Source organism: Mariniphaga sp., assembly GCF_041687215.1.
Classification (GTDB): Bacteria; Bacteroidota; Bacteroidia; order Bacteroidales; family Prolixibacteraceae; genus Mariniphaga.
Genome location: NZ_JAWLCI010000075.1, coordinates 1 through 21,099 on the forward strand (window position 1 = coordinate 1; position 21,099 = coordinate 21,099).

16 protein-coding genes and 1 pseudogene are annotated in these 21,099 nt (G+C 36.5%); 9 read left to right on the forward strand and 8 right to left on the reverse strand.

Annotated elements, in window-relative coordinates; translation table 11 throughout:
- Positions 1-13 precede the first annotated feature (13 nt).
- Positions 14-2,479, reverse strand: coding sequence for a LysM peptidoglycan-binding domain-containing protein (locus tag ACESMA_RS18810; RefSeq protein WP_372950412.1), 2,466 nt, complete (start codon positions 2,477-2,479; stop codon positions 14-16).
- Positions 2,480-2,655: 176 nt separating this feature from the next.
- Here ACESMA_RS18810 and guaA point away from each other — a divergent pair, with 176 nt between their 5' ends.
- The 6 genes from guaA to ACESMA_RS18840 all read left to right on the forward strand — a co-directional run bounded on the left by guaA (position 2,656) and on the right by ACESMA_RS18840 (position 9,177).
- Entirely contained in the window at positions 2,656-4,185 is a 1,530-nt protein-coding gene (guaA, locus tag ACESMA_RS18815; protein WP_372950413.1) for a glutamine-hydrolyzing GMP synthase, read from the forward strand.
- 35 nt (positions 4,186-4,220) lie between these two features.
- Positions 4,221-5,861: a S41 family peptidase gene (locus ACESMA_RS18820; protein WP_372950414.1), complete on the forward strand. Its 1,641-nt coding sequence runs from the start codon at positions 4,221-4,223 to the stop codon at positions 5,859-5,861.
- 7 nt (positions 5,862-5,868) lie between these two features.
- Positions 5,869-6,477: a nicotinamide riboside transporter PnuC gene (gene pnuC / locus ACESMA_RS18825; protein ID WP_372950415.1), complete on the forward strand. Its 609-nt coding sequence runs from the start codon at positions 5,869-5,871 to the stop codon at positions 6,475-6,477.
- Positions 6,474-7,004, forward strand: a complete 531-nt coding sequence (locus ACESMA_RS18830) for an AAA family ATPase (protein ID WP_372950416.1) — start codon at positions 6,474-6,476, stop codon at positions 7,002-7,004. Before pnuC ends, ACESMA_RS18830 begins: the two co-directional genes overlap by 4 nt.
- Before the next feature lie 95 nt (positions 7,005-7,099).
- Positions 7,100-8,017 carry a serine O-acetyltransferase EpsC gene (epsC, locus tag ACESMA_RS18835; RefSeq protein ID WP_372950417.1) on the forward strand — a complete coding sequence of 306 codons (918 nt, stop codon included), beginning with the start codon at positions 7,100-7,102 and terminating at the stop codon, positions 8,015-8,017.
- 17 nt (positions 8,018-8,034) lie between these two features.
- A complete protein-coding gene (locus tag ACESMA_RS18840; RefSeq protein ID WP_372950418.1) occupies positions 8,035-9,177 on the forward strand; it encodes a class I SAM-dependent RNA methyltransferase in 1,143 nt (380 codons plus the stop codon).
- Positions 9,178-9,236: 59 nt separating this feature from the next.
- Here the strand turns inward: ACESMA_RS18840 and ACESMA_RS18845 are convergent, their stop codons facing one another.
- Entirely contained in the window at positions 9,237-9,383 is a 147-nt protein-coding gene (locus ACESMA_RS18845; RefSeq protein ID WP_372950419.1) for a hypothetical protein, read from the reverse strand.
- Between the two features lie 134 nt (positions 9,384-9,517).
- Here ACESMA_RS18845 and ACESMA_RS18850 point away from each other — a divergent pair, with 134 nt between their 5' ends.
- Positions 9,518-12,373: a CHAT domain-containing protein gene (locus tag ACESMA_RS18850; RefSeq protein ID WP_372950420.1), complete on the forward strand. Its 2,856-nt coding sequence runs from the start codon at positions 9,518-9,520 to the stop codon at positions 12,371-12,373.
- Between the two features lie 164 nt (positions 12,374-12,537).
- Here ACESMA_RS18850 and ACESMA_RS18855 read toward each other — a convergent pair whose 3' ends face one another.
- The 4 genes from ACESMA_RS18855 to ACESMA_RS18870 all read right to left on the reverse strand — a co-directional run bounded on the left by ACESMA_RS18855 (position 12,538) and on the right by ACESMA_RS18870 (position 18,391).
- Positions 12,538-14,028 (reverse strand): tetratricopeptide repeat protein, encoded by a 1,491-nt coding sequence (locus ACESMA_RS18855; RefSeq protein WP_372950421.1) that lies wholly within the window; start codon positions 14,026-14,028, stop codon positions 12,538-12,540.
- Positions 14,018-14,605: an RNA polymerase sigma factor gene (locus ACESMA_RS18860; protein WP_372950422.1), complete on the reverse strand. Its 588-nt coding sequence runs from the start codon at positions 14,603-14,605 to the stop codon at positions 14,018-14,020. Before ACESMA_RS18860 ends, ACESMA_RS18855 begins: the two co-directional genes overlap by 11 nt.
- Positions 14,606-14,994: 389 nt before the next feature.
- The gene (gene argS, locus ACESMA_RS18865) at positions 14,995-16,791 is read right to left on the reverse strand and encodes an arginine--tRNA ligase (RefSeq protein ID WP_372950423.1); all 1,797 of its coding nucleotides are present in this window, start codon (positions 16,789-16,791) and stop codon (positions 14,995-14,997) included.
- 289 nt (positions 16,792-17,080) lie between these two features.
- A complete protein-coding gene (locus ACESMA_RS18870; RefSeq protein WP_372950424.1) occupies positions 17,081-18,391 on the reverse strand; it encodes an OmpA family protein in 1,311 nt (436 codons plus the stop codon).
- 154 nt (positions 18,392-18,545) lie between these two features.
- Here ACESMA_RS18870 and ACESMA_RS18875 point away from each other — a divergent pair, with 154 nt between their 5' ends.
- On the forward strand, positions 18,546-19,085 hold the full coding sequence (locus ACESMA_RS18875) for a PolC-type DNA polymerase III (RefSeq protein ID WP_372950425.1): 540 nt from the start codon (positions 18,546-18,548) through the stop codon (positions 19,083-19,085).
- Here the strand turns inward: ACESMA_RS18875 and ACESMA_RS18880 are convergent.
- On the reverse strand, positions 19,077-19,517 hold the full coding sequence (locus ACESMA_RS18880; RefSeq protein WP_372950426.1) for a DUF5606 domain-containing protein: 441 nt from the start codon (positions 19,515-19,517) through the stop codon (positions 19,077-19,079). The genes ACESMA_RS18875 and ACESMA_RS18880 overlap by 9 nt on opposite strands.
- A 172-nt stretch (positions 19,518-19,689) precedes the next feature.
- Between ACESMA_RS18880 and ACESMA_RS18885 the strand changes: the two genes are divergently transcribed.
- Positions 19,690-20,685, forward strand: a complete 996-nt coding sequence (locus ACESMA_RS18885; protein WP_372950427.1) for a hypothetical protein — start codon at positions 19,690-19,692, stop codon at positions 20,683-20,685.
- A gap of 13 nt (positions 20,686-20,698) precedes the next feature.
- Here the strand turns inward: ACESMA_RS18885 and ACESMA_RS18890 are convergent.
- Positions 20,699-21,099: pseudogene (locus tag ACESMA_RS18890) on the reverse strand (hypothetical protein); the annotation flags it as partial.

The following is a 21,099-nucleotide window of genomic DNA, read 5'->3' on the forward strand; positions in this document are numbered from 1 at the left end:
CCGGAACTCCCTTTTATTTTTGAGCAAACCGGTAAGGCCCAATTACCCTTTTGCGAACAACATCGAAAGAAGGTTTGTAACTGATAACCGAAACTCCCTGGTTCATGTAGCCGCCAAACTGAGATACTTTTTCAAAATTATAATTTCCCTGAGAGAGATGAACCTGCTGGTATGGCAGGCATTCTTCAAAATCTTTTCCGTAATTCCACAATGCATTCAGAAAATAAAAAGATACATCATAACCTTGCATGCCAAAGTTTCCTGGTTCAGTATAAAAATGTTTTTTAAACTTCTTTAGAAACCTCACAGTTTCAGGATGCGAATAATCAACCCAGTAAGGTGCAATGTAATGCAACTTTAAATTATGAAAAAACTCGTCTGATATACTTTCGAACTGTTCGTAACGATTAAAACCTATAAGTGTTACAGAAAAATCATCAGCCAGGTTATTAATATTGGAAAGCACCAAACTCAGGTCTCCCTCATTCATAGAAGAAACAAAAATTACATTTTCTTTTTCAGGAGAAAGTATCCGGTTTAAACCAAATGCACCTTCCTTACTGAAATCGTAAACATGATACTGCATTCCCTGTGGCTGGCCCCAGTAGCCCGAATGAATCAACTTTTCCTGCACCATATCCACCACTTTTTCTTCGTACAAGCCTCCGGAATTAACTGTTTTAACCACAACAAAATTGCTGTTAAAATATTCTTCTGCTATTAACTCAGCAGTTTTTGCAGCAAGGAACTCACGCGACGGATTAACCTGATAATAATAAGGATTACTTGTGAGAACACGCGATTGGGATGATAACGGAGAAATCATCGGGATACGGTTTTTTGAAGCAATTGCTGCCACTTCGTTTTGCACCTCCAGAAAAACCGGTCCAATAATTAAATCGGTTTCCAAAAAACCATCTGCATAAATATATTTCCGAATGGAATCAGGATTTTGTTGGGTATCAAAAACATTTAACCGAATTTTCATTCCAGCCTTTCTGAGAGAATCTACAGCCAGCAAAACCCCTTCATAGAACTGCAGGAAATTTTCACTGTCGCGGTAAAATCCATAAAACATTTCCCTGGGCTCATCCCGCTCAATTACAGTATCTTCCGGTAAAATTTTTTCTGAATAAAAGAGTGAATCAATATCCGGCTTTTCTTTTACAGGTTCGTTGTTTAATGTGTTGTTGGCATCAATAAATAAGGGTAAGAACAAGGCTACATCGTAAGTAGTTGCTGTGGCCAGAGGATTTTGCCCGGGACGACATTCTTCAGGAATGTTTGACGGTAATTCAATGTCGTAAAATTCACTTTCAAATGAAGGAGTTTCTGTTTTCACTGAATCAGTAGAAATGTTGTCCATAAATTGAACGATTTCTTCGTCAGGTTTTCTGGGAATTAAAAGCGTTTCGCCCTGCACAAGATTTCGGTTTGCCAGTTGCGGATTGAACTTCCGTATTTCAGGAATTGTCAGGTTATATTGCGAAGACAATCGGAACAAAGTTTCGCCGGGTTGAACCAGGTGACGCAAAAAGGCGTCTTCATTAACCGGTTCAGCGTTGCTGAGTTCAGATTCTCTTACCGGAACTTTAATGGTTACACCAGCCGGAAAACCTGTTTCCAAAACAGGATTAATTTTTTTCAGGTCTTCTTCAGAAACATCGTACTTGCGTGTTATTGACCACAACGTTTCACCCGAAACAATGGTGTGGTCAAAATAATTGCCTGCTTCAACCAAAGGTGCAGTAAGGGTTTCGTCAATGGTATTGGAAATCCTGTCGGATGGTGTTCTAAATTCCGGTTCCACTCCGGTTTTTGGCAGGTAAATTACGCTACCCGCTTTTAAATCGCGTGCTCCGGGATTAAAAAACAGAATTTCACTTTCCGAAATTTTATACTTGCGGGAGAGCGAATACAATGTTTCTCCTTGCCTTACCTCATGCATAATCAGTTCTCTGTTTTCTTCTTCTACAGCAGGTGCTTTTTCAGGAAGGTCAACTGTTGGGGTAGTTTCTTCAGTTGTCCATACCGGAATTCTCAGTTTTGTACCTTTTCTAAACCGGGTAACTTCCGGATTGTATGCATAAATTTCTTCAACCGTAACACCAAATTCTTTCGCAATAAAGTAAGGAGTTTCAGTTCTTGATGTAATGGTATAAAATTCAAAATATTCAGGATCTCCTTTCGGACTTGCAGGAATATTTTGCCACTCAGCTTCTTCTTTAAATGGAATTTTCAGGACATCCCCTATTTTTAATCCTTCGCTAATTTGTGGATTCTGATTTACAAGTTCCTGTGTGTCAACTTTAAATTGCCTGCTAATGGAATAAATGGTTTCACCAGTCCGTACCTGGTGTAACACATATTTTTCACCCTGAATAACAACTATCTCATTTTCCTTTAACTGCTGCGCAGAAATTTGATTGAAAGTTGCAGTAACAAACAGCATTACAAGGAAATAATATGCAATCTTCATTTAAAAATCAGTTTAAAAAATTCGTTCAAAAATAACAATTATTGATCATCACTTTGTTTTAAACGATTTTATTTCTGATTAATTTTAAATTCTTTCAGAAAACAAAGCACCCGATTTTACCTTGATATTTTTACTTTTGTGGATTGAACAAAGGCAATCATCATAAATTAAAATTCATGCAGGAAAAAATATTGATTCTTGATTTCGGTTCGCAATATACACAACTCATTGGCCGTAAAATTCGCGAACTGAATATTTACTGCGAGATTCATCCTTTCAACCATTATCCCGAAATAGATGAATCGGTTAAAGGAGTCATTCTTTCAGGAAGTCCTTTTTCTGTGCGCGATCCGGAAGCTCCCCGCCCCGACCTTTCAGCCATAAAGGGGAAATTGCCCGTGCTGGGAATTTGTTACGGCGCACAATACATGGCCCACTTTTTTGGAGGAGAGGTTGCACCTTCTGATTCAAGGGAATATGGCAGGGCTAAACTGGGATTTATTGACCACGATTGCCCTCTTTTTAAAAATATAACTCCGCATACCCAGGTTTGGATGTCGCATGGTGATACTATTATTAAACTCCCCAAAAATTATAAGGTGGTGGCATCTACTGAAGATGTAAATTTTGCAGCATACAAAATTGACGATGAGCAAACCTATGCTATCCAGTTTCACCCTGAAGTTTACCACACAACCGAAGGACAACAAGTACTAAAAAACTTCACAGTTGATATTTGCGGGTGCGAACAAACCTGGACACCCTCATCCTTTGTGGAAACCACTGTAAATGAACTTCAGAAAAAGCTTGGAAACGACAAAGTGGTGCTTGGATTATCGGGTGGAGTTGATTCATCGGTAACAGGAGTTTTGTTAAACCAGGCAATTGGCAGCAATCTCACCTGTATTTTTGTGGACAACGGACTGTTGCGAAAAGATGAATTCGAAACAGTTCTTCATTCTTATGAAGATATGGGGTTGAATGTAATTGGCGTGGACGCCCGGCAAAAATTCTGGGATGATTTGAAAGGAATTACCGATCCGGAACAGAAACGCAAAATAATTGGTCGGAATTTTATTGAAGTTTTCGATGACGAAGCACACAAAATCAAGGATGTAAAATGGCTTGCACAAGGAACTATTTACCCCGATGTCATTGAATCGGTTTCGGTGAACGGCCCTTCTGCAACCATTAAATCGCACCACAATGTTGGCGGGCTTCCTGAGAAAATGCACCTGAAAGTGGTTGAACCTTTACGCTTGCTTTTTAAAGATGAGGTGCGCCGCGTGGGGAAAGCTTTAAATATTAAAAAAGAATTGCTGGGTCGCCATCCTTTTCCGGGCCCCGGACTTGGAATTCGAATATTAGGTGATGTTACGCCCGAAAAAGTTAATATGCTTCAGGAAGCCGATGCAATTTTTATTAACGGATTAAAAAACTGGGGATTATACGACAAAGTTTGGCAGGCCGGCGTAGTTTTACTCCCCATTCAATCCGTTGGCGTTATGGGCGACGAACGCACCTACGAAAACACTGTGGTTTTAAGAGCAGTTGCCTCAACCGACGGAATGACTGCCGACTGGGTTCACCTGCCATATGACTTCCTTTCAAAAATGTCAAACGAAATAATTAACAAAGTTCGTGGCATTAACCGTGTTGTTTACGATATTAGCTCAAAACCACCCGCAACAATTGAGTGGGAATAAACGTTTTAAAATTTACAGTTTAAAAAGAATATAAAATGAATAGTTCAATTAAAAATACCTTCAAAATTAAATCCATTAAAGCAATGGTTTTAATATTGATAACCATTCTGGCATTTCAGCCTGCTACAGAAATTAGTGCACAAGAGTCAGTTCAAAAAAACCAAATGAAATTTGCCAGGCTTCTCCGCCTGATTGATGGATATTACGTTGATTCTGCTGATGTTGATGAATTGACTGAAAAAGCCATAGTCCACATGCTGAGCGAACTGGATCCTCACTCTGTTTATATTTCAAAAGAAGATGTAGATAAAATGAATGAACCACTGCAAGGCAATTTTGAAGGCATTGGCATCACATTTAATATTTTCAAAGATACACTGCTGGTAACTGAAACCATTCCCGGAGGTCCATCAGAAAAAGTAGGTCTTCGAGCCGGTGACAGGATTGTTCAGGTTGATGGGAAAACTATTGCCGGAACCGGCATTTCAACCACCGATGTTATGGACTTGCTGCGGGGGAACAAGGGTACCAAAGTAGAAATTAAAGTTTTACGCCGTAATATAGATGAAACACTTGGTTTTACAATCATTCGCGATAAAATTCCAATTTATAGTCTCGATGCCTCATTTATGCTTGATGAATCAACCGGATATATCAAATTAAATAAATTTTCGGCCACTACCACAGAAGAATTTGGGGAAGCAATGAATGACCTTAAAAAACAAAATATTCAGAACCTGATTCTCGATTTGCGTGGAAACGGAGGTGGTTACCTTAAATCAGCTATAGAAATATCGGATCAATTTCTGGACGGCAACAAATTAATTGTATTTACTGATGGTGAAAACGATCCGAAAAGAGAATACAAAGCCACTACAGGAGGCTTGTTCAAGGAAGGCAATCTTGTTATTTTGGTTGATGAATCATCGGCATCAGCCAGCGAAATTGTTTCAGGGGCAGTTCAGGATTGGGACCGCGGTTTGATTGTAGGAAGACGTTCATTCGGAAAAGGACTGGTTCAAAAACCCTATTTCCTTACTGATGGTTCGCTTGTAAGATTAACAACAGCCCACTATTACACTCCCAGTGGCAGAAATATTCAGAAACCTTATGAAAATGGGATGGATGAATATAAAAGGGACTATCTTGACAGACTTAGTACCGGCCAGTTATTCAGCGCCGACAGTATTCATCTTTCCGACTCGCTTAAATTCAAAACCCTGATTAACGGACGTGATGTTTACGGCGGCGGTGGAGTTATGCCCGATATTTTTATCCCAATGGATACCTCGTCACACTACAGGTATTATAATCGTTTAAGAAGAAACAACATTGTTTACAATTTTGTACTCGATTATGTTGATCAAAACCGGTCTGAAATAAAAAATAAATATCCGGGATTTGATAATTACAACCGCAATTTTGAAGTTACTGAAGAAATGGTAAATACAATATTGGCTGAAGGTGAAAAGCAAGGAATTGAAAAAGACTTGGAAAGCCTCAATTTCACGATGGATACCATGAAAAAAGAAGTAAAGGCACTTATTGCCCGCGATATTTTTTCCCGAAATGATTTTTACAAAATATTTTTTGAGGACGACGAGGCTATATTAAAAGCACTTGAAGTAATTAAAAATAAGGAACAATACACCAATCTTCTGGTTTCGGCAGAATAAATAAATAATGACAGAGTTTTTAACCGCCTGGCTGTGGGAAAACAAAATTGAACTGATTGGTGCCCTTCTGGGGCTTTTGTACATATTCTTTTCAATTAAACAACATATTTTAACCTGGCCAACCGGCCTTTTCACGTCATTGCTTTACATCATTGTTTTTTATCAATCAGGGTTTTACGCCGATATGGGCTTACAGGTCTATTATGTAGCCATCAGCATTTATGGTTGGTATTTTTGGTTGAAGGGGGGCAAAAAAAGTTCTGTCGGTCAACAGAAAAAACTTTTGGCCAGAAAAACTCCAAAAAAATTATTAATAAATCTTTTGCTGGCAACAATTGTAATTTATGCCATTTTGCTTTTTATTTTGCTCAACTTTACCAATTCTACCGTTCCATACATGGACTCATTAACAACCGCATTAAGTATAACTGCAACCTGGATGCTGGCAAAAAAATTCATCGAACACTGGCTCATCTGGATTTTCGTAGATTTGCTTTCAGCCGGTTTGTATATTCATAAAGACCTTTGGCCAACAGTAATTTTATTCCTTGTTTACACTGTTATGGCTTTTTTGGGGTACATTGAATGGAAAAAGGATTTAAAAGAACAAAATTGAAAACAAAATCGAGAACCATAATAATTACAGGCGCAGAATCAACCGGGAAAAGCCTGCTCACCCAAGGACTGGCAAAACATTTTCAGGTACCTTTCATTCCTGAATTTGCAAGAAGTTATATTGAAAACCTGGGAAGAAAGTATAATTATGGTGATGTGGAGTTAATTGCGAAGAACCAAATTCAGCAATTGAATGAGTTTAAACAATCGAACATCCCCTGGATTTTTTCTGATACCTGGCTGATTATTACCAAAATTTGGTTTGAAGAAGTATTTGCTAAGGTGCCCGGATGGCTCGATTCCGAAATTAAAAAAACTGAAATAGACCTTTTTCTGGTTTGCGATACCGATTTGCCGTGGGAACCAGATTCTGTTCGCGAAAATGGAGGAGACAAAAGGCTTTACCTGCAGCAACGGTATATTGAAACCATTAACCACTATGGTTTTGATTTTAAAATTATTACCGATAAAAATAAAACCCGACTGCAAAATGCAATCAAACAATTGAAACAATTAGACCCGCAGTAAACCAAACAAAATCTCACTTGTTCAGAAACCAAAAGAGAAATTGAGATGATTTAGTTACTTTTGTAACCAACCATAAAATATAAAAAATGACAGTCATGGAATTTGATACCAGGTTATCACAAACAATTGAATGTCTGAGCGATCCTTCAACATACGATGTAGTTTGCCACGAACACAGATTGGGAGAACCTTTGCCCTCCATCATCAAGCTTCAAAAGGTTATTGACATGGTCAGGGAAATACTTTTCCCCGGATATTTTGGAAGTACCTCTCTGAGACCCAACACTACGCGCCATTATATGGGAGTTTATGTTGATGAATTGTATGAACTACTTAGCCAGGAAATTTTAGCCGGAATGTGTTTTGAGTGTCAGGATGGAAATGCCGACAAAGTAAAAAAACATACAGCAAAAGCGAAGGAAATTGCAGTAAGTTTCATCGAATATCTTCCTGAAATTAGGCGTAAACTGGTAGCTGATGTAAATTCCATCTTTTTGAACGACCCGGCTGCACGTAACCTTGGAGAGGTTATTTTTTGCTATCCGGGAATCCGTGCGATAACAAACTATCGTATGGCTCATAAATTACTTGAACTGGAAGTTCCACTTATTCCAAGGTTTATTTCAGAAATGGCACACAGCGAAACCGGAATAGATATTCATCCGCGTGCACAAATAGGCGAAAGTTTCACCATTGACCATGGAACAGGTGTTGTAATTGGTTCCACAAGCATAATTGGCAACAATGTAAAAATTTACCAGGGTGTAACGCTTGGCGCTAAAAGTTTTCCGCTTGATGAAGATGGCAATCCCATTAAAGGAATTCCGCGGCATCCGATTGTTGAGGATGATGTAGTCATATATTCAGGCGCAACAATTCTTGGCCGTATAACCATCGGAAAAGGTTCGGTAATCGGAGGAAATGTTTGGGTAACTCAAAATATCCCACCCTATTCAAAAATTATACAGTCACGACCAAAAGAACTTACATTTACCGATGGATTAGGCATTTAATTTTAATATTAATCATTTTGGAAAAATTCAAACTTACAGCAAAAACTGTTACAGGACTTGAACCGGTTTTGGCCAAAGAAATTGAAGCAATTGGCGGAAAGAATATAAAAGAAGGAATACGAGCCGTATTTTATGAAGGCGATCTTGAATTAATATATAAATCAAATTACTTTTTACGGACTGCTATACGAATTTTGAAAGAAATTGCCGTATTTCAATTCAGAGATATAGATCAGTTTTATTTAAGATGTAAGGAAGTTAACTGGTTAAAATATTTTACAGTTAACCAAAGCTTTGCTGTAAGCAGCGCTGTATCCCAGTCCAAGGAATTTCGGAATTCCATGTTTGCATCACTTAAAGTTAAAGATGCCATTGCCGATCATTTCAGAGAAAAAAAGGGAACCAGACCAAATGTTGATACTCAAAATCCTGAGATTTTTATCCATGTGCATATCAACAAAAATACCTGCATCTTATCACTCGACAGTTCGGGAGAATCATTGCATAAGCGGGGGTATCGGGCAAGTCAGGGTAAAGCGCCACTCAGTGAAGTTCTGGCAGCCGGTATGATTCTTCTTTCGGGCTGGAATGGCAACACCGATTTTATTGACCCAATGTGTGGTTCAGGAACTCTGCCCATTGAAGCGGCAATGATTGCACAAAATATTCCACCAGGCAGGTTTCGGAAAGAATATGCATTTGAAAACTGGCAAGGCTATAATTCACAACTTTTCGAAAAAATTAAAGCGAACTATCAAACAAAACTTTTCACAAAAAAGATTTATGCTTCTGATATCTCAAGAGAAAGTGTTTTAACTGCACAAACCAATGCGCGACGGGCCAGGGTATTTTCATTCATTGATTTTCAAACATGCAACATGAAAAATATGGAAGTTAACAGCAATAATGCTACAATAATAATAAATCCTCCTTACGGAGAAAGATTAGTGGAAGAAAACATAGATTTACTTTATGCAATGATTGGGGAACGACTTAAGCACCATTTTGCAGGTAACACGGCATGGATATTAACCTCATCAAAAGAATACCTAAAAAATGTAGGTTTAAAACCAGGCAAAAAATTAACCCTTTACAATGGGTCACTGGAATGTACCTATGCAAAATATGAATTATTCAGTGGCAAATTGAATCAACAATAACGGCCGAACAGAGTACCTGCCTGAATAATAAAAGTGAAAAAATAAATATATTGAAAAAATTAGCGGGTTTCGCCTTCAAAAATGTCTTTATCCCTGGTAACTGGTCTTGTATCACCACCACCACGCACTTTCAGCATTTCGCTTGATGTTAACACTTCAAAACTTTGGAAATTCTTTTTTTCGGTATTGTTAAAAAACCTTTTCATCGTAAATAAATTTAATTCGTTAAACTTGAAAAACACACATTCTATATATATATTCCGAAAAAGAGGAAAAGGTAACCCTCGAATTGGAAAAAAAATGAAAAAAAATTACTTTTACCAGTGACAAATTAAACAATATGGCAAAAAAAAGGATTTGGAATTTCACTTTTATTCTTGGCATATTTTGCTCATTATCAGCTTTTAGCAACAATCTTTACACTGATTCAATTCGGGCAGAAAATACCTATAATTCAGGGATTAATTTTTTTAGAAATTCCAATTACCAGGCTGCCATTGATTCATTTTTAATTTCTGCCCAAATCCGAGAAAAAATTTATACACAAAAAAGTTATGAATTTGGAGTTGTTCAAAATGCATTGGGAATAACATATAAAAATTTAGGGAATCTGGATAAATCTATCGAATATTTTTTAAATGCTGAGGAGGCCTACTTATTTAATTTAAATGAAAATGAACTTGCATTAGCCCGTTTATATAATAATATAGGTAATACGTATAAAAGTAAATTAAATTTTATAACAGCCCTTGAGTATTCTCAAAGAGCAGTAACCATTTTTTTAAAGGATCAAAATTCTGACATCCAGAACATTGCTGATGTTTATTATACAATTGCTGATATCTATTTCAGACTTAAAAACTATCAAGAAGCTCTTAAGATTATTGATAAATATTCTGAAAATTCTTATGCAGACACTAAACTTCTCTATTTAAGTCTTACAGCTGCAATTTATCAAGAATTGAATCAATATGATAAAACATTATTTAGCTATAAGATGGCTATCGATTATGCCGAAAATTATTATTCAAGTAATGATCCTAATATTGTTTTTGAATATCTAAACTTTGCTGATTTTCTTATTAAAAGCAATAATCTGACAGAAGCTAAAAATGAACTTAACAAAGCAAAAAATATTCTAAATAAAAATAATATTTCTGAAGGATTAGCTCTTTCATTTTTCAACAAAACCCAGGGATTCTTAAATGAAAACATAATTGTTGAAACAAAGAATATAGAAGACTTCAGACAACAAAAATCATTAAACCTGCTGGAGGCTGTAAATTACTATAAAAAGGGCTTAGAAGCGCTGGGAACAGACCCAGAGAGGCTGTTGAACGTTTCCGCAACCATCGAGAATACGGCTTCCTTAACTCAAAGTCTTGAATTGCTGAAACTAATTGCTGATACTTATACTCAGATTTCTGATATTTATGCCAACACAACTCACATCAAAAGAAAGGAATCTATTGAACAAGCTCTTGAATATTATGAATTTACAGCAAACTTAATTCAACAGGCAAGAAAAGAAATTTATTCAGACGAGAGCAAAATACAGTTAAACGAGCTGGAAGAAGAGACATTTGCTAAAATTGTTCAAACAGCTTACAACGCGCTGACAATTGAACCCAACCCACAAATTTTAGAATTTGCTTTTACAAATGCTGAACGAATGAAAGCCAGTTCAGTATTCGACAAGCTTTCTGCACAACTGGCCAGCGAAAACAGCCTGGTTCCGGACAGCCTGACAGAACTCGAGCGTACGCTGAATTTTCAAATTACAAATCAGAATGAAAATTTGTATAATTTGAGAAATGCAGAAACACCTGACAATGAAGAGATAAACATGGCTGATTCAACTCTGTTTCAGTTAAAAAAAGAACGCGACGAACTGATTCAATTTTTGGAAACCAACTACAGCGATTATTTTGAATTAAAATATGCTGATGCTACAATTACAACAAAACAGGTACAACAAAAATTAAAAAGCAACGAAGTAGCAATAGAATATGTTTTAAACGAAACAGACTCTGTACCAGAGCTCTATGCATTTTTCATTTCAAAAGAAAAAATTAGCTTTCATAAAATTGATATTGATTCCTCGTTTATAAAAAATGTAGAAGAAACCTTCCGGTTTATGTCAAACCCTGGATATTTGTTTACCAGAAGCGACAACACAAAAGAATTTAGTATTGCGGCTTTTAACCTTTACACAAAACTAATTGAACCATTTTCAAACCAAATTCAAAATAAAAAAATTACCATCATTCCTGATGGCAAATTAAATTACCTTCCCTTTGATGCACTATTAACTGAAATGCCTGACACTACTGAGACCATTAAATTCAATCTCCTGCCCTATTTAATAAAAAGAAATTCAATAAATTATGCTTATTCGGCTAACTTATTATACAAGTTTAACAATCCTCAAAGAAAAGCAAAAAACAGATTGCTTGCCTTTGCTCCAAAATACAATTCCGATACGGTTGTTTTTGAAAATGAAAAATTAATTTTAACGCAATTGCCCGGGGTCCAGCGCGAAGTAGATTTAATTGCCAGTGAAATTAAGGTTAACCTTTTTAGAAATGAAAATGCAACAGAAGAGAATTTCAGAAAATACAGCCATAATTACGACATATTACACCTTGCAATGCATGCTTTTATCAATGATTCATTGCCAGCTTTTTCACGTTTTGCTTTTGCACAAAACAATGATAATGAGCCACAAAAAGATGGATGGCTGAATACTGCTGATATTTACAACCTTGATATTAACGCCCGGTTAACTGTTTTAAGCGCATGTAATACCGGGAGTGGAAATTTAAGAAAGGGAGAAGGTGTTATGAGTCTTGCCAGGGGATTTCTTTACGCCGGTTGCCCAACCATTGTTATGACTCTTTGGGAGGTTGAGGATAATGCCGGGACAAAAATAATGAGTTCATTTTATCAAAATCTGAAAAAAGGCAGATCTACCGATGAGGCGCTACGGCTGGCAAAATTGAATTATCTCGAAAATGCAAATCCCCGAATGGCTCATCCCCATTACTGGTTGGGATATGTGAGCATAGGTAACTCAATTCCTCTGTTCAGAAGTTACGATTACTATTTCTTTGGTTTGTTAATTCTGGCGTTTGCTGGTATCATCACCGATCAGTTCATCAGATTAAAAAAGGCCCGAAAAAAGAGAATGAATTAGAATGTGTGGTTCTCAGTAACGAACTATTTTTATTTAAATGAACCGAAAAAAGCGTTTGTAAAAATGTGTGGTTTTCAAGTTTAACGCTTTATTCCGATGGTGTTTTCAGTCTATTAAAGAACTAATTTAGAATGTGAAATATCAAGTTTAACGAATTAAATTCATCAGAATAAAAATCTGGTTTTCCTTAAAATTGCTTTGGCATCGCCAGCATAATAACCGTTTCTGTTTATTATGGCAAGAAGTTGCTCTTTTGCCATGTCTTTTCTTTCAAGTTTTAAATAACACAACGCTTTATACCATTCTGCTTCTTCAACAAACATATTGTCTCCATGTTCAATCACCTTTGAATATTCGGGAATAGCCTCTTCAAACTTTTCGAGATTTTGCAGGCTGGCAGCTTTATAAAATTGAAAGACAAATTTTTCATCATTTTCTTTTATGGCTTTATCGTATAAAAGGAGTGCCTGTTCGTATTCACCATTTACAAAATATCCGTTTGCCTGTTGCAAGAATCCCAAATCGGAAGTTACCGACCTTTGAGGTGCCCATTCAGGTTGTTCGTAATATTGATTGTAAGTGTGATTAATATTTCCAAATTCATTTCTGAAAATGCCGGCAAAGGCAAATAATACAACGGCAACTGCAACTCCTGCCCTCCACCAGTTCATTTGCTGAACTTTGGTGTCAGGTATCAGCGATTTTATTTCCTTATTCTTAACATCGTGCTGAACATTCTGAAGTTTATCACGCAGAGAGAGAACATCTTTTTCTCCAACAGCCAAATCAATATTTCGCCGCAAAGCAACTTCGGCTTTCAAATCTGTGTTCTCATTTAATTCGGCCTGAAACATTTCCAGTTCTTCCCCTTCAAGTGAACCTGAAATAAAATCTTCAATCTGTACTTCAGTAACATTCCACGATGTTTCTGTTTCCATCAGGTGAGAGATTTCATCTCTGAGGTTCATCACGTCCAGCTCTAAAAGGGCACTTTCAAGTTCACGGTGAATGGCAACTTCGCGCTGAAGAATGCTATTAACGGCCAGTTCCTGTTCAAAACGTTCAAGCTCTTTTCCAATAAGTTCGCCATTCAGGTAACGGTCAATTTCATCGGCAGAACATTGTTCCCGGACAGATGCAGACACCTTAACCAGCGTATTGCGAAGATTTAAAATATCTTTTTCCAGGATGGCTTCTTCCAAACCTTCCAGTTCGATATCGCCTTCATCAAAATCATCAAACATCACATCATTTTCCAGCCCGGGAATATTTTGTTCCCTGAAAAACTCGTGAATATTTTCGTTTGAAACCATTTCATGCTGGTAAACATGTGCTTTGGGGAGTGAGTCGTAAAATTTAAGTAATTCTTCCGGGGGCAGAGTTTCGGAAAGTTGCTGAATGTTTTCAAAACCATCTAAAAGATTGAAAGGGGTGTTTCCTTCTTTTATTTGTTTTGAAACTGTTTCTAACTTTTCCCGAAGGTTTAGAACATCTTTTTCAGTAATGGCTGACTGAACTTCTTTTTCGAATTTTACTTCTTCACTAAGTTGGCTGTTGCTCTGTAGTTCTGTTTCAAATTCTTTTTTTTCTGTCTGGCTGAGGGCGTCCATTAAATAATCCTCAATCCATTCAAAGTGTTTTGTTTTAGGTATCATCTTCAAGTATTTTTTTAAATTCTGTATCCTGCTTAATCCTGCTAATCAGAAGTTCTTTACACTTAAACTTCCGCTTCTTTGCATATTTTTCGCCTTTATAGCCCATAATCCTTGCAATTTCAGCAAGCGGGACTTTTTCGAAAAATAGTTGCAAAAGCTTTTGACAATCTGTACTCAGGGTTTTAAAATGTTTCTGGTATAAACCATACTTTTCATTTTTTTCTACCAACTCAACCAGGCTGTCATCGTAAATATCTTCCTGGAAGGGCAAAGTATCGTTAATCTTTTCCTGTTCTACTCTTCGCTTTTCAAGCTCTTTGAGCCACAAAAACCGGCAAACTGAAAAAAGATAACCCTGAAAAGAACTCGTTTCGAAAACTAAATCGTTTTCTTTCAATTTACGGTAGATGACAATTATCGCTTCCTGAAAAATATCGTTTGCATCATCCTCGGTTCCAGAATTTTTCTTTATAAATAAATTAACCTGGTAATAAAACTGTTTGTAGATGTGTTGCAAAATTAAGTTATCATGTCTTAATATCCCTTTCAGGATTTGCTCATCATTGTAATTCTTCATATCCGTCTATTATATAATTCGCTAAAATTAGAAAAGGTAACCCTCATTTTTATAAAAAGTGAAATTTTTTTTCTGCAAATTTAGTCCCGATGCTTCGAACTTGCTATAAAACAACTACTTGCACGAAAATGTAAAAATAGCAGAATTTAATAATCCAAATCCTGTTATATTTCAGTTTTGAATAAAAATTTCCAAATATTTAAATTCATATTTCTGACAAATTGGCATTAATCAAGGAGATATGCCGACAATTTTTGTTGTTTTTTCATTTTTTTTGAATTTGAGGGTAACCTTTTCTCAAAAATCAGAACTTATAAATAAGAAGGTGCTTTTCCTTCAACCATTAAATCTCATATAATATTTATTAAAAAGGGGGTGCTTACCCCCTTTTACATTCTGTCGGGAACTTCAATTCCCAATAATTTCATTCCGCTTTTTATAACCTTTCCAACAGTGGCAGAAATTAAAAGCCTTACATCTCGCCTGGGTTCATTGTTTTCTGCAAGTATAGGATGGTCGTGGTAGAACTGGTTAAATTCTTTAGCAAGCTCAAAGCAATAATTGGCAATAATTGCCGGGCTGTAATTGGTACCTGATTCTTTTACAATCTCCGGAAATAATGTTATTCGTTTCATCAGTTCCTTTTCCTTGAAAGAAATTTCTTCGGGTAAAGTAACAAGTTCTTCCTTGAATTCGATGTTCTTTTCAGATGCTTTTCGCAGAACCGATTTTATGCGTGCATGTGTATATTGTATAAACGGACCTGTATTCCCGTTAAAATCGATAGATTCTTCCGGGTTGAACAACATGTTTTTTTTAGGATCAACTTTCAGCATAAAATATTTTAAGGCACCCAAAGCAATCATCTCATAGGTTTTTTCAGCCTCTTCATTCGAAAGGGAATCGAGTTTTCCTAATTCCTGAGCCATTTCACGAGCCACCTTAACCATTCCTTCCATTAAATCATCGGCATCAACAACGGTGCCTTCTCTCGATTTCATTTTACCGGAGGGCAGCTCCACCATTCCGTAAGAAAAATGCTGGAGGCCTTTTCCCCAGGCAAACCCCAATTTATCTAATAAAATAGCAAGTACCTGAAAATGATAATTTTGTTCATTTCCAACAACATAAATCATTTTATCGATTTTATATTCGTTGAACCGCATTTTTGCTGTGCCAATATCCTGGGTCATATAAACTGAGGTTCCGTCGCTTCGAAGCAAAAGTTTATGATCAAGTCCTTCACTGGTCAAATCAGCCCAAACCGAACCATCTTCTTTTTGATAAAAAATTCCCTCTTTTAAACCCCGCAAAATTTCTTCTTTACCCACAAGGTAGGTTTCCGATTCGTAATAAATTTTATCGAAATCGACTCCCAATTTTTCATACGTAATGTCAAATCCCTCGTAAACCCAACCATTCATTGTTTTCCAAAGTTCTACAACTTCCGGGTCTCCTGATTCCCATTTTCGTAATAGTTCCCGGGCTTCCTGAATGGAAGGTGCCTGATCTTCAGCCTCCTTTTGAGTCAGTCCTATTTTTATTAACTCAGCAATTTCTGCCTTGTAATGTTTGTCAAATTCCACATACAGTTCTCCAACCAGGTGATCTCCTTTTTTCCCAGTATTTTCAGGAGTTTCCTTGTTTCCCCATTTTTGCCAGGCCAGCATCGATTTACAAATATGAATTCCGCGGTCGTTTACAATGTTTGTTTTTACAACCTGAAAATTATTTGCCTTTAATATTTCTGAAATGGAATATCCAAGCAGATTATTCCGGATGTGTCCCAAATGAAGTGGTTTGTTGGTATTTGGAGATGAATATTCAACCATAGCCAATTCCTGGTTTTCTGATGGTTTTGCTATGCCAAAGGATTCATCTTTCCATGCACTCAAAACTTCACTGAACCAATAATTATCGTCTATTTCGAGGTTAAGAAAACCTTTAACCACATTAAAAGATTTTACCTCGTCAATACTTTTTTCGAGATACTTTCCAATTTCTGTTGCGGTGTCTTCGGGTCGTTTTTTTGAATGTTTTAAAAACGGAAAAACAACCAGCGTAATGTCGCCAATAAAATCTTTCCGGGTATTTTGCAATTGAACCAAATTATCATCAGGTTCAAAATCATATAATCGTTTTAAAGCAGCAATTACACCAGATTGTATCAACTTTTCAATTTTCATCTCATTATAATTGTTTATTTTTAAAGGAATTTACCTCATTATTAGTATTTATCTTAACGGTATTCGATAGAATGCTAACGCATTTCGATGGTACTCGCTTTATAATAATCTATATGTGCAGCAAAATTTTGCCATGCTCGTTTCATTTACTGAATTTTTAAGAGTGGCAAAGATAATATTTTACGATGTTAGGCAGAACAAAGATTTTCAGAACTTAACAAATCATTTTGAAGGGCAAAAAAAAACCCTGCCCAAAGGCAAGGTTTTTTATTAAAATAAAATCTTTTCGCTATTTTTTAATTGTAGCTTCTTCAAATTCTACCCTGCGGTTTTTCCTTCTGTTATCGATTGAGGAATTCGGAACTGCAGGTTTGTCTTCTCCATAGTAATTAGAGCCTACATACGTATTGCTGATTCCTTTTGAAAGCAGGTATTTAACAACTGACTGTGCCCTTCTTTCAGAAAGTTTCATGTTGTAGTTGCTGGCTCCAATATCGCAGGTATGACCACCAACCACAATGTTGTATTCCCTGCTATTGCTTAAAGTTTCAACCAGCTTGTCGAGTTCAGTTTGTGCTTCAGGTCTCAATTCAGCTTTGTCGAAATCGAAATAAACGGCAGGTATTTCAAGTTCTTCTTCGTCCGGACAACCGTCGTTAGAAGCAGGACCAGGAACAGTTGGACATTTGTCTTCGCAATCAATTACACCGTCTCCGTCAGAATCAAGCGGGCAACCATCGGCATCTACCGGGCAACCTCTTGGTGTATCAGGACATTTATCCCTGTTATCAGGAACGCCGTCTTCGTCAGTATCGGGACAGCCATTGAATTTTGCCAATCCCGGTGTATCAGGACAATCGTCGTCTTTATCAGGAATTCCATCACCATCGCGGTCGGGACAGCCATTAAATTTCGGATCACCTGGTTCATCCGGGCAATCGTCTTTGTAATCAGGAACGCCGTCACCATCACGATCAAGCGGACAACCATCTTCATCAACCTGAACTCCCGGAGGAGTATCTGGGCATTTGTCTTTCCTGTCTGGTACGCCATCGCCATCAGAATCTTTTGCTGCACCAAATGCAAACTCAATAATACCTGAAACCTTCATTAAATTATCATGAACGCCTGTCAACTCGTTATCGATGTGTCTTTCTGCATCAATACCATGAATATAACCGGCTTCAAGAAAAAGTGAGGTATTGGGACTAAGTGCAAATTTTGAACCGATACCGGCATTAAAATTCACACCATTGGTCATGTTGTCCCATAACATTCCAGGTCCGGCAAACAGGTAAGGCTGTACTGAACTGGTTTCAGATAAAATATTACCATTGTACAATTTATACCTGAAATTCAATGAAGGATTGAACATGTCAACACCATCATCGTTAAAACCTGCGGGTGTTTTAAGCATTAAATCGAAAGAAGGACTTAAATACCGGCTTAAATAGAAATCGGCCATGAAATTCAATTCATTCTTTTCCAGATTTTGGTATATGCCAGGGCCTAACCCTATTGCCCACTTTTTATCAGCATTTTGGGCAAAAACAGTTCCAGTGATTAAAACTGAAAAGAAAAAAAGTGTAAATTTTTTCATAATTATTAATTTTATTAGAAGTTCTAAAATTTTTTGACAATTTAAAAATTAATTTTATTTTTTCAACAGCCTTTTCTGCAATTAAAGAAATGATTAGGCTATTTTTTTAACAAATTTATATATTTCTTTATAATAATAGTGAATTTATTGAATTTTGTTTGCAATAATTGACATAGAAACTACCGGAAACAGTTATAAATACGGACAAATAACTGAGATTGCCATATATCAGCACAATGGTACTGAGACAACTGGCTCTTTTTCAACGCTTGTAAAGCCTGAAATGGATATTCCGCTTTTTATTACCCGTTTAACGGGTATCTCAAACGAAATGGTAAAAAATGCCCCGCGATTTTATGAAATTGCCCGAAAAATTGTTGAAATGACGGCAGGAAGAATATTTGTGGCGCATAATGTTCATTTTGATTATAAATTTGTAAAAGAAGAATTTAAACGGTTGGGGTATGATTTTAACAGAAAAACCTTATGTACGGTACAATTGTCCAGAAAACTTATACCTGGGTACAGCTCTTATTCACTAGGTAAAATTTGTGCTGAAAAAGGTATTGAAATAAACGACAGGCACCGGGCAGCCGGCGATGCACTTGCCACTACAAAACTTTTTGAATTATTGCTTAAAGAAAACGAAAAACGCAATAACCTGGATGTTTCAAAACATCTTAAATTATTCTGAAGATTTTTCCCCGTCCTCTCCGTTTTCCTTCGGCTCTTCAGTTTCTTCTTCAGAAAAATCAAGCATATTTTTTTCCTGGAGAATATTATACCACAACAATACTTTTTTGATATCCGATACATAAACACGGTCGCGGTCGTACTCAGGCAAAATTTCGCTGAAATAGGTTTTCAACTTTTCTGCTGACTCTTTATGCCCCAAAGCTTCTCCCCCGTTTTCCTTTTCAAAAATTATTTTAAATACGTCTTTTAAAGGGACGTCAGCCGAATCTGTATATATGGCAATATCTTCAAGCGCTGAAATTTTTGTTGTGGTGTAAGCAGGCATTCTTTTCCCTGTTTCAAGTGATTCCACAATAATATTGTTTTTCGATTCAGCTACAAGTTTGTAAAGTCCCTGGTGTCCTGAAATTGATAATATTCCTTTTAACATGATTAATTTTTGCGACGAAGATACAATTTTTGATTGGCTCGAAAAACAATCTTCCTAATTATACAATTTCAAAATTCAATTTTCGTTGTATTTTAATTTCAAATTAATTCACTACTTTTTCCGCATTGAGTATTTTTATTCTTAATGAACAATTAAAGAGAAACTTTTTAGCATGAAATATTTTTTTGTATCCCTGGTATTTGTATTTTTTTTCTTTACAAAATCAAATGGATTAAACGCAACATCTGGTAATGATTCATTGCAGCTTTTAGTTCAGCAAAATGATGAAAAACTTCCTAAACTGATTTCTGCAAAAACAGAAATTACAGCAGGCAATCTGAAACAAGACTCTGCTGCTGCAAACCAAACTTACAAACTGGAACGACAAGGTTCATACATTATTGGTTATATTGACAGAAAAAACAGCCAGCAATTTGATCGCCGTTATACAGTTTATAAAAATTCGATTCAGGAAGACGGTACAGTAAAACCAGTTAAAATAGCTGTTGTAAAATCTATGAAAACGCCTTATGTCCAAAACATTCAATCCGAAAATCAGTTTAGGACTGCTTTTTATCAAATTTCAGGAAAACAAATAAATGGTCAAAATGCTTACCTGAAGAAAAATCAGGGAACAGGAATAAACCTGATTGCAGGAAACACCTACAACGGATTTTCGGGAACAACAGGAAGAGTTGAATATTACTTTTCTCGTAATTTGGGCGACATGATCCTCCCCGAAAAAGCAGGAAAAGGCCTTACTTCGGTAAAAATTTATTTTGAAGCAGCACAAAAAAAAGACTCTTACAATTTAAGCGAAAATTCCGAGAATTTCACATTTAGACGCGGTAGTTTAGGTTTCGGAAAAGATTATTATCCTCTTCGGTTTTTGCACTGGGGCCCATTTGCAGGATATGGAATAGAATACGCCCGATGGGAAAATTCAGATAACCTGATTTCAACAAATTTTGCAGAATTTGGCGCCAGGGTGGGAATTAACATTCGTCATAACATTCAAATTATTGGATCGGGCACCTATTATTTATTAATCGATTCGGTATTAATGAATGGAAGCCGGGATGTAATCCAGCCAAATTTCGATTATTATCATACATTTCTGAATCGCACAGGAATGGGGTTTAATGTTGGCTTGAGATTGATGCTTTAAATTATTCCGTTTTTTACCTGAAAGAAATTGAATAACGTATCCCTGTTTTCACCCATCTTCCCGGCTGAACCACATTTCCCAGGTCGAAATAGCTTTTGTTAAACAAATTACTGGCAGAAATATAAATTGAAAAATTGTTTTTTTGCCATGAAATTTTTGTATCAACCAACCAAAAAGGCTTGTAGCTGGTTTCGTTCTCATAATTTCCATTTAAATATTTTGTGTACGTGCCCTCCCTGTCCTGAAGTATAAATTTAATATCTGCAAAAAAGTTTCCGAAAACCGGCTGATTTACTGAAGCTACAAATTTATGTTTCAAATTATCAAGCACATAAAAAGAAATCAGTTCACTTTCAAGCTTTTTTTGATGGTTATATAAATGACCAAACTGAAAGGTGCCCGGCCAGTTTTTTC